A 7,782-nucleotide genomic window follows, 5' to 3' on the forward strand; every position below is an offset into this window, starting at 1 on the left:
GCTCCAGCGCCTGCGCCGTGTGCGTCAGCAGCGAATCGGTCTGGGTAAGCTCGGCGTCAATCAGCACCACCTGCTGCCAGATCTGGTAGCGGGTATTGTGCGCCGTTTTTATGCCGTATCAGGCATAAAACGGCGCGGCCGGTATTGTTGGGGTATAATGGCAGGCTTACTTTTTCAATGGGTCGTGGCCCCAGTTCATGAGGGAGTAGCGCCAGGGCGACTCCTCAGTTTCGCTCTTATCATCAGGGCCACCCTGGGCCAGGTGGCGGCTAATGTAGCTGTGCACCTTGTGCATGTGGGCCTCATCGTCGGCGGTGAGGTCGGCTTTTTTCTTGCTCAGGATTTTCACGATTTTCTCGCCCGAGTGGTGGCCGATGCTCGTGCCGTCGCCGCTGTCCTGGCCCACCGACTTCGATTCATCGGTCTTGAGCCACTTTTCCAGCTCGGCGGCGGTCATGTTGATGTCTTCCTTGAATTCGGCGTAGATGTCGGTGGAGTCTTCCTTTTCAGTGGCCATAAGCGGTAATAATTACGGGTGGCGAATAAGCAGTGAGCCTGTGCGGCTGGTTTCTTCAACGCAAACCCACCGGCTGCCGTTACGAACCGTCCTTACCGGGGCCCACGAAAAAGGGCGGAGAAGCTACGGCCGCCAGACCTGCTCCCCCGCCCTGCTGCCTGGGCAGCTTTTTCAGCTGGCCGTTACAGCAGCCCCACGCCGGATTCAGCCAATTTCTGGCGCACGCTCTCGGGCCAAATGCTTACCTGCACCTCTCCAATGTGGCCTTTGCGCAGCATGAACATGCACACCCGGCTCTGGCCGATACCACCCCCGATGCTTTCGGGCAGTTCGCCCCGCAGCAATCGGGCATGGAAATCCAGCTGCTGCCGGTCTTCGCAGCCCCGCAGTACCAGCTGCCGCAGCAGCGCTACCTTATCCACCCGAATTCCCATCGACGAAACCTCGAACGAAGTCTGGAGGACTGGGTGCCAAAGCAGGATGTCGCCGTTGAGGCCGTGGTAGCCGGTGGTGGTTTCGGTGCTCCAGTCGTCGTAGTCGGGGGCGCGGCCGTCGTGGGCTTCGCCGTGGCTCAGGGCGCCGCCAATGCCCATCAGAAACACCGCGCCGTACTGCTTGGTGGCCTCGTGCTCGCGCTGCTTGGGCGAGAGGCCGGGGTACTGGCGCAGTAAATCCTCGGCGTGCAGAAACTTGATGCGCCCGGGCAGCACGGGCGTAATAGCTGGGTACTCGGCCACTATCCGGGCCTCGGTGGCTCGCAGCGCCTCGTAAATCTGCTCCACGGTAGCGCGCAGGAACTCTGGCGTGCGCTGCCCGGGCTTGATGTGCTTTTCCCAATCCCACTGATCAACGTAGATGGAGTGGATGGGCGAGTAGTCCTCATCGGGGCGCAGGGCGCGCATGTCGGTGAGCAGCCCGCGGCCGGCGGCCACGCCCAGTTCGTGCAGACGCAGGCGCTTCCACTTGGCCAGCGAATGCACCACCACCGCCCGTCGCTCGGCCTGGGCCTTTATCGGGAAGCCCACCGCCCGCTCCACCCCGTTCAGGTCGTCGTTGATGCCTGTGCCGTCGAGCACGGCAATCGGCGACGATACCGGGCTTAGGCTCAGCCGGTCGGCCAGTTCCCGGGCGAAGGTGTCCTTCACGAGCCGGATAGCTTCTTCGGTTTGCAATAATTCGGTCGGGTACATGGCGTTATTATTTAAGGTTTGATGCGTATTTTATTTTAAAAAAGGCACACAGCTTCCTCGCTCCCGAAGGAGTATTTTTTTCGAAAATCAGAAAGAAAACCAAGGCTGCTGAATTTACCGGGAAGGGCTTATAAAACAGACCTTCCCGGATACTGACGGCACAAAAAAAAGCCTTCCAGTTACGGAAGGCTTTAGCAGAAAGTCAGTTACTGATTTTCCGTTTCCCCAAGGGGACAATAGCCTTCCAGTTTCGAATAATATTATTATTCGAATTATTAAACTGGCGGTTATTGTGGAAAAGGCGCATAGGAGTGTTCCGTTTTTAAATCGGAAGTATGCAAGTATAGGCAACTATAGTTATTCAGCCAACAATAAATGGTTTTATTTTTTTCGATACTGCCTAATCGGCTAGTTACGGTCTTTACCCCGCATCTCCGTCGCCGGAGAGGGCGGCGCGCACTTCGCGCACGGCTGGCAGCACCGACAGCGGCACGGGTGCCTCGGGCTGGAGCAGGTGCAGCAGGCGCAGGTACTTAGCCCGGCCCTCGGAGCGCATCAGCGGCGGTACGGCGTACACGAACACCTTGAATGGCTCTACCTTCTGCACGCCCACCAGCAAAAACCGCTCGGCCTGCAAAGCATCGGCATAAAAGGCAGCCTGCCGGTCGTAATCGTAATTCGAGCACTGCTCCACAAAGTGGTTGTGGTCACGGGCCATGGTGGTTTTAAAATCGACTACGGTGTAGGGGTGGCCCGGATGGTCTACCACGAGGTCGGCGCGGAGCTTGCAAAGCGTGCCGGTAGTGGGCTCCGTGAAGATGCAGCTCGGCTCGGGCGTGCCCACTTCGAGCAGCACCTTCATTTCAGGGTCGAGCTGCACTCCCTCCACCATCCACCAAATCAGGGTGTCGTTGATGCCGGGCTGGCCGGGCTCGTAGAGGTCGGGTTCGAGCAGAGCGGTGTGGAAGGCCGTGCCCAGGCCCAGGGCTCCACCCACGCTGGTATGGGGCCGCGGCGGGCGGCCATTGAGGGCGTCGCGTAGGCGCGAGAGGTCGGAGTTGGCAATGGCCGGCAGGGCCCGGTAATCGTCGTACGGGATGCGCAGCAGGTCGGGGCGAGCGGGCGGAGTGGTTGGGTCAGTCACGGATATGGAACAGCGGAGCCGGGCAAATGGCTCCGGAAAAACACAGGAAGGTTGGTTCGGGCAATGGGGTGATAAAGCAAAGATACGCCCATCCGCCCCCATCCGCCCGGCACCGCCGAAGCACTCTTTTAGCCCTTGTCATCCTGGGGCATCGGGTACTCCCCCACCCGCCCAAACCGGCGTTCGTGCTTGAGGCCTTCATCCTCGCCGTAGGGGTGGCCGCCGAAACCGTGGCGCATCATGGCAATGGCCTTGGCCCAGGTCGGGTCCTGGTCGCGGGAGGTAAAGAGCTGCATGATGGATTGCGAAATGACCGGAATGGGCACTTCCATGCGCAAGGCGTCGGCCACAAGCCAGTTCACTTCGCCGGTGTCCTCGATGTAGCTGGGCACGTCGAAGCTCTGGCCTTCCTGGTCGTACATCTGTTTCATGAGCTGCACGAGCCAGGAGCGCACTACCGAGCCATTGTTCCAGAGGCCCAGAATGGCACTGATATCGAGCTTGTCGCGGAAGTGGGTGAGCATGCCCATGCCTTCGCCAATGGCCTGAAGCATCCCGAACTCGATGCCGTTGTGCACTAGTTTCACGTAGTGGCCCGAGCCGGCCGGACCCGTGTGCAGAAAACCATCGGGCACAGCGGTTTCCACGAAAAAACCCTGGAGCTGGCTTACGGCCGCATCTTCACCACCCACCATGTAGCAGGCACCGTGGCGGGCACCGGCAGGGCCACCGCTGGTTCCGCAGTCGAGGAAGTAGATGCCCTGGGCCTGGAGCCGCTCGGCCCGGCGGATAGAGTCACCCCAGTAAGAGTTGCCGCCATCCACGATAATGTCGCCCTCCTCAAAATGCGGAAGTAGCTTGTCAATCAGCCCATCGACGGCCGCGCCGGCCGGAATATAGAGGAACACCTTGCGCGGGCGCTCCAGGCCCTTGGCCAGCTCGGCAATGGTAGTTACTACGTGCAGGTTGTCGGTTTCCAGATCGGGCCGGGCCCGGATGTCCATACCTATTACGGGGTAGCCTTTTTCGGCGGCCTGCTGGGCGAGGCCCGAGCCCATTTTGCCGAGGCCGATAACGCCAATTTGTGTCTTTTTCATCTGTGAATAAGTGAATAAGTGAATGAGTAACTCGATGAATGAGTGACCCGGTGAATACTGTACAGGTCTGTTGTGGCACCAAAGGCTATTGGCCCGGTAGCAGGCACGCGCGCGCCGAGTCACTCATTCACTCAATACTCTACCGCTTGCGGGCAATAACGCGGGCCGGGGCACCATCGGCTCCGGCAATTTTCAGGGGCAGGCAAATCAGGTCGTACTCGCCGGGCTCGGCCTGTTGCAGCGCCAGGCCCTCGATGATGCTGATGCCGGCTTCGAGCAGAATATGGTGGGTATCGGCGGGGCCCACCGAGAGGTAATCGACGCCCACGCAGACCACGCCCTGGTCGCGGAGCCAGGTGGCGGCATCGGCCCGCACCCGCACAAAATCGGGGTTGAAGGGCTCGGTGGCCCACTGGCGGCGCGAGTTGCGGGTTTTGAAGAGCACCCGGCTGCCTTTTTCGAGCTGGATGTGTTCGATTTCCGGCTTCGTAATGAATTCGGGATGGTCGATTTCGACTACCAGCGCCGGGCCCATGAGGGTGCTCAAATCGATTTTGGTCACGTCGTCGCCATTCGGCAAGAAGTGCAGGGGCGCATCTACGTGGGTCGAGGTATGCACACTCATGCTAATTTCCGACACGTTGGCAGCCGCACCATCCGCCATGCTTAGGGTGCGCTTGATGTGCACCGGCGCGTTGTCGGGCCAGTAGGCCATTCCATCGGAAATAGTGGTGGTAAAGTCGAGCCACTCCATAGTTTTGGGGTTAAGAAAAGGATGTCATGCAGCGCATCAGGCGCCCCCGTTATCGTGGCGGGGCTGGATGAGCTTGGCCACCAGACCAGTCCAACCGGTTTGGTGGTTGGCCCCGAGGCCCGCGCCGGTATCGCCATGGAAGTACTCGTGGAAAAGCAGGTGGTCGCGGAAATGCGGATCGGATTGCATCTGCCGGTTGGTACCGAAGCAGGCCCTGTTTCCGTCCTCATCGCGCAGAAACAGCTTGATGAGCCGTTCCGACAACGCCTGCGAGATTTCGAGGATGGTGCAGTGCTGGCCCGAGCCGGTGGGGTATTCTACCTTGAATTCGGGACCATAGTAGTGGTAGAAGCGCTGCAACGACTCCACAATCATGAAGTTCACGGGCATCCAGACGGGGCCGCGCCAGTTGCTGTTGCCCCCAAACAGCGAGGTAGTGGACTCGGCCGGCTCGTAATCGACCACCGCATTTACGCCGTCGGCCTCATCGAACACGAAGGGGTGCTTAAGGTGGTAGCGCGAGAGGGCCCGCACGCCGTGCTCCGACAGAAATTCGGCTTCGTCGAGCATCCGGCGCAACAGCAGCTTCATGCGGTGGCCGCGCAGCAGGCTCAGCAAGTGAGTTTGGCCTTTGCCCGGCTCCTGCCAGCGGCTCACGAGCTGGGCCAGTTCGGGGCGGTTGTCCAGAAACCAGTTCATCCGGCTCACGAACCGGGGCACGTCCTGGAGGGTGGCCGTATCGAGCACCTCCACGGCGAAGAGCGGAATCAAGCCCACCATCGAGCGCACCCGCAGCGGAAAGCGGCCGTACTCGGGCGTGTTCAGCACGTCGTAGTAGAAGCCATCCTCATCGTCCCACATGTCAATATCCTCGTCCGACATGCTGGTCATGGCCTGGGCGATGTAGAGGAAGTGTTCGAAGAACTTGCTGGCCAGGTCCTGGTACACGGGGTTGCTGCGCGACAGCTCCAAGGCCATGCGCATCATGTTGAGCGCGAACATGGCCATCCAGGCCGTGCCGTCGGCCTGCTCAATGTGGCCGCCGGTAGGCAGCGGGGCCGAGCGGTCGAACACGCCGATGTTGTCGAGGCCCAGAAAGCCGCCCTGGAATACGTTGCGGTTGTTGCGGTCTTTGCGGTTTACCCACCAGGTGAAGTTGAGCAGCAGCCGGTGAAATACGCTTTCCAGAAACGCCGTGTCGCCGAGGCCGCCGCGCTGTTTCTGATCAATTTTATAGATGCGCCAGGTGGCGTAGGCATGCACCGGCGGGTTCACATCGTCGAGCTTCCACTCATAGGCCGGCAGTTGGCCGTTGGGGTGCATGTACCAATCGCGGCAGAGCAGCCGGAGCTGGCCTTTGGCGAAGTCGGCGTCGACCATCGCCAGTGGAATGCAGTGGAAGGCCAAATCCCAGGCCGCGTACCAGGGGTACTCCCACTTATCGGGCATCGAGATGATGTCGGCATTGTTGAGGTGGTTCCAACTGCAGTTCCGGCCTTCCAGGCGGGTGGCGGGCGGCGTAGGCAGGGCAGGGTCGCCGCGCAGCCACCTGCGCACGTCGTAGTAATAGAACTGCTTGCTCCAGAGCATACCGGCCAGGGCCTGGCGCTGCACGTTGCGGGCATCGGCGCTTTCGATGCCGGCCTGCAAGTCGTGGTAATACGCGTCGGCTTCGGCCTGGCGCTGCTCCAGTATCCGGGCAAAGTCGGCAAACGGGTCGGCCAGGCCCGGGGCCCCGAGGCGCACCCGCACCGTGCGGCTTTCGCCGGCCGGCACATGCAGCTGGTAGTGCACCGCCGCCTTGGTACCCTCCCGGGCCGGGTTCACGGCTTGGTGGCGGCCCTGAAGCAAGTAGTCGTTGATGCCGTCTTTGTGGTACCGCGTGGGGTTGGGCGCCTGGTAGAGGCGTTCGGCGTTGGTTTCGTTGTCGCAGAACAGCAGGTCGGCCAGCTGGCCCGCGGGCTGCTCGTAGTACAATTCCAGTGCCGGCAGGCTGGCATGGTCGATGGCTACCGAACCGGCATGCTGCCCGCGCAGCTGTGGCTTATAGTCCTCATAACCCCAAGCCCAGGTATTGCGCAGCCACAGCTGAGGCAGCACGTGCAGCGGAGCGTCTTCGGGGCCGCGGTTGTGCACCGTAATCTGCAGCAGCAGGTCGTCGGGGCCGACTTTGGCGTACTCCAGAAATATATCGAAGTAGCGGTTCTCCTTGAAGATGCAGGTGTCAATGAGGTCGAACTCGGGCTTCTGGCGGTTGCGGCGGCCGTTTTCGGTCACCAGCCACTCGTACGGAAAGGCATGCTGCGGATACTTGTACAGCATCCGCATGTAGGAGTGGGTGGGCGTGTTGTCGAGGTAGTAGTATAACTCCTTTACATCCTCGCCGTGGTTGCCCTCGGGGCCCGCCAAACCGAACAGCCGTTCCTTCAGAATGGGGTCATGGCCGTTCCAGAACGCCGGCGCCAGGCACAAAAACTGCTGCTCGTCGCAAACGCCCCCAATGGCCTCCTCGCCCCAGCGGTAAGCGTAGCTCCGCGCCATCTCGTGGGTGGTGTAGGTCCAGGGCTGGCCATCGGCCGAGTAGTCTTCGCGCACTGTGCCCCACTGCCGATCCGACACATAGGGCCCAAAGCGGTGCCATTTGGCCTCGCCGGCGCGTAACTGCTGCTGCCGCTGCTGCTCCTGGTTCATTCGTTGGGGATTTGGTAGGGTGTTGGTTGTTAGTGCTGAGCGGAGTGTAACGAAGCCGAAGCATCGCTACTGCAATGGCAAACTCAACGACATGATTATCATTGCAGAAGCGATGCTTCGACTGCGACCCCGCCTTCGCTCAGCATGATGTTTACTCAGCCATTATCGGCGAAGCCGGGGTACAACGTCATGCCGCCATCGGCGAAGATGCTGGTACCGGTCACGTAATCCGACTCGTCGGAGGCGAGCCAGACGGCCACTTTGCCAATGTCGAGGGGCTGGCCGATACGGCCGTAGGGAATGAGGGTAAGCAGGTCTTTTTCCTCTTCGGGCGTATCGCGGGCCGTGAGGTTGATGGGCGTGGCAATGGCGCCGGGCGCAATGCTGTT

The 7,782-nt window shown here is 60.8% G+C and carries 7 protein-coding genes; all 7 read right to left on the bottom strand.

Translation table 11 applies throughout. The features are described 5' to 3' along the window. Window positions 1-166: 166 nt before the first annotated feature. The gene (locus CDA63_RS19505) at window positions 167-517 is read right to left on the bottom strand and encodes a DUF3140 domain-containing protein (RefSeq protein ID WP_088466133.1); all 351 of its coding nucleotides are present in this window, start codon (window positions 515-517) and stop codon (window positions 167-169) included. Between the two features lie 182 nt (window positions 518-699). Next, entirely contained in the window at window positions 700-1,707 is a 1,008-nt protein-coding gene (gene asnA, locus CDA63_RS19510) for an aspartate--ammonia ligase (RefSeq protein WP_088466134.1), read from the bottom strand. A 421-nt stretch (window positions 1,708-2,128) separates the two neighbouring features. Further along, window positions 2,129-2,851 (bottom strand): PD-(D/E)XK nuclease-like domain-containing protein, encoded by a 723-nt coding sequence (locus tag CDA63_RS19515; protein ID WP_165768413.1) that lies wholly within the window; start codon window positions 2,849-2,851, stop codon window positions 2,129-2,131. A 128-nt stretch (window positions 2,852-2,979) separates the two neighbouring features. Then, a complete protein-coding gene (locus CDA63_RS19520) occupies window positions 2,980-3,948 on the bottom strand; it encodes an NADP(+)-dependent, decarboxylating phosphogluconate dehydrogenase (protein WP_088466136.1) in 969 nt (322 codons plus the stop codon). Window positions 3,949-4,087: 139 nt separating this feature from the next. Further along, on the bottom strand, window positions 4,088-4,702 hold the full coding sequence (locus tag CDA63_RS19525) for a cyclase family protein (RefSeq protein ID WP_088466137.1): 615 nt from the start codon (window positions 4,700-4,702) through the stop codon (window positions 4,088-4,090). 36 nt (window positions 4,703-4,738) lie between these two features. Further along, the gene (locus CDA63_RS19530) at window positions 4,739-7,393 is read right to left on the bottom strand and encodes an MGH1-like glycoside hydrolase domain-containing protein (protein WP_088466138.1); all 2,655 of its coding nucleotides are present in this window, start codon (window positions 7,391-7,393) and stop codon (window positions 4,739-4,741) included. A gap of 155 nt (window positions 7,394-7,548) precedes the next feature. Continuing rightward, window positions 7,549-7,782, bottom strand: a 234-nt coding sequence (locus tag CDA63_RS19535; RefSeq protein ID WP_126546977.1) for an SDR family oxidoreductase, incomplete at its 5' end; no start/stop codon positions are given.

The sequence above is a fragment of the Hymenobacter amundsenii genome, assembly GCF_002204745.1.
GTDB lineage: Bacteria > Bacteroidota > Bacteroidia > Cytophagales > Hymenobacteraceae > Hymenobacter > Hymenobacter amundsenii.

What these genes read in the sequence shown, in the direction of transcription:
- CDA63_RS19525 (WP_088466137.1), bottom strand. Translation starts at nt 4,702, where the DNA reads ATGGAGTGGCTCGACTTTACCACCACTATTTCCGATGGAATGGCCTAC.
- asnA (WP_088466134.1), bottom strand. Translation starts at nt 1,707, where the DNA reads ATGTACCCGACCGAATTATTGCAAACCGAAGAAGCTATCCGGCTCGTG.
- CDA63_RS19505 (WP_088466133.1), bottom strand. Translation starts at nt 517, where the DNA reads ATGGCCACTGAAAAGGAAGACTCCACCGACATCTACGCCGAATTCAAG.
- CDA63_RS19520 (WP_088466136.1), bottom strand. Translation starts at nt 3,948, where the DNA reads ATGAAAAAGACACAAATTGGCGTTATCGGCCTCGGCAAAATGGGCTCG.
- CDA63_RS19530 (WP_088466138.1), bottom strand. Translation starts at nt 7,393, where the DNA reads ATGAACCAGGAGCAGCAGCGGCAGCAGCAGTTACGCGCCGGCGAGGCC.